General features: G+C 70.4%; 1 protein-coding gene and 1 pseudogene. Both read right to left on the minus strand.

What is annotated here, in order from left to right:
• Positions 1–1,939: excinuclease ABC subunit UvrA (locus QZV72_RS09240; RefSeq protein WP_297007674.1), on the minus strand; the 1,939-nt coding region annotated here is incomplete at its 3' end.
• Between the two features lie 90 nt (positions 1,940–2,029).
• Positions 2,030–2,193, minus strand: a pseudogene (aspA, locus tag QZV72_RS09245) (aspartate ammonia-lyase); the annotation flags it as partial.

Below are 2,193 nucleotides of genomic sequence, written 5' to 3' on the forward strand. Positions count from 1 at the left end.
CCAGCGAGATCCGCCCGGTGCCCTCACACCGGGGGCAGGCCAGGGAGTTCCCCCGGGATCCGGTGTTGTAGGAGAAGTCCGAGCCGGTCAGTCCGTCAGCCCCGGCCTCCGGCAGTCGGGCGTAGGCGGCGCGCAGATCGTCCATCACCCCGGAATAGGTCGCTACGGTCGAGCGGACGTTGACGCCGATCGGGGTGGCGTCCACGACATGCACCCGGAGCCCCACCGGCGCGTCGAGGGACGCGACATGGGGGACCGGTTCACCACGCAGCGCCGGCACCAGGGAATCGAGGACCAGGGTGGTCTTCCCCGAGCCGGACACGCCGGTCACCGCGGTCAGCCTGCCCACGGGCAGGTCCACGTCCAGCGGATGCACGGTGTGCACCGCAGTGGTCGTCAGGTGTATCCGGCCCACGGAGAACACCTCGTCCGGGCTCACCCGTGCGCGGACGACGACATCCTCCGCACCGGTGAGGAAACCCGCCAGTCGGGAACGCCCGGATGCCGCCAGGTCGGCGACGGTGCCGGTGGCCACCACTGTCCCGCCACCGGCGCCCGACGCCGGTCCGATCTCCACGAGATGATCCGCCCGCGCCAGCACCTGCACATCGTGGTCGACGAAGACCACCGAGTTCCCGTCGGACCGGAGGTCCTCCATCACACCGAGCAGTCCGTCGACATTGGCCGGGTGCAGCCCGATCGACGGTTCGTCGAGCACATAGAGGACACCGGTGGTCCGGTTGCGCACGGCGCGGGCCAGCTGGACGCGCTGACGCTCACCGGTCGACAGGGTCGACCCCGCCCGGTCCAGAGAGAGGTAGCCGAGGCCGAGCTCAGTGAGCCGCCGCGCCATGGACCGCAGGGCGCCGACCAACCCCCGCGCCATCGGCCGCATCTCCTCCGGCAACGCGGCGGCGACCCCGTCGGACCAGACCAGCACCTCGTGCAACGGCAACGCAGTGACCTCCGCCAGGTTCTGCTGGGCCGGCGTCCCCGTTGTGCTGCGGATCCTCGGGGCGCGGGCCGCAGCCGACAGTCGCGTGCCGTGGCAGTCCGGGCACGTTCCGGTGGTGAGGAACCGTCCGACCTTGGCCAACCGCCTCCCGGACTCGTCCGCCCCGGCACGCTCCAGCTCCCTGAGCACGGTGAGCCTGGCGTTGCGGAAGGTGAAGTCGAGCTCATGGACGCCCTTCACCGAGGTGACCGCGATGTGTCTCTTCTCCTCCGGGCCGTCGACAACGATCCGCCGCTCATCGTCCGTCAGCTCCGACCAGGGAACGTCGGTGCGGACCCCGAACTCCCGGGCGATGGCGGGCTGCACATTGAATCCGAACATGTTCCACGGTGCCACCGCGCCGTCGTCGAGGGATTTCGAGGGATCGGGTACGAGGGTGGCGTCATCGACGGTGCGTACCTCTCCGGTGCCGTCGCAGCGCCGGCACGCTCCACCGGAGTTGAACGCCAGATCCTCCGCGCCGGGTGCGTGGACCTCGGCACCGCACTTTGTACACGTCAGCGGGGTCTCCGCCGCCACGGCGAGTGAGGGCGGGACGCGGTGGCCGCGCGGACAGACGTGGGCGGCGAGTCGGGAGAACATCAGCCGAACGACGTTGAGCAGCTCGGTCGAGGTGCCGAAGGTCGACCGCACGCCGGGGACGGCGGGGCGCTGCCGCAGCGCGAGGGCGGCAGGGACGTGCTCCACCGCATCCACGTCCGCCCGGGCGGACGTGGACATCCGACGGCGGGTGTAGGTCGACAGCGCGTCGATGTAGCGGCGGGAGCCTTCGGCGTAGAGGACCCCGAGTGCCAGCGAGGATTTACCGGACCCCGAGACACCGGCGATGCCGACCAACCGGTTGAGGGGGATGTCGACATCGATGTCACGGAGGTTGTTGACCCGCGCCCCGCGGACGCTGATGTGGTCGGGGAGGGAGATCATGGTGTCCAGGGTAGGCGGAGCCCCGGACGCGGAGACGCCGCCACCCGGTGCAGGGTGGCGGCGTCCCGGGTGTGGGGGGAGCGGTGGTGACTAGTCGCGGTCGGTGTTGGCCATGGCCAGCACGTCGAGGCGCTTGTCCAGCTCCTCCTCGGTGAGCTTCTCACCGTCGACGAAGCCCATGTCGATGACGGTCTGGCGGATGGTCTTGCCCTCGGCAAGCGCGGCCTTGGCCACCTTGGCGGCGTTCTCGTAAC

It is taken from the genome of uncultured Corynebacterium sp. (genome assembly GCF_902782855.1).
In the GTDB taxonomy this organism is placed as follows: Bacteria; Actinomycetota; Actinomycetes; order Mycobacteriales; family Mycobacteriaceae; genus Corynebacterium.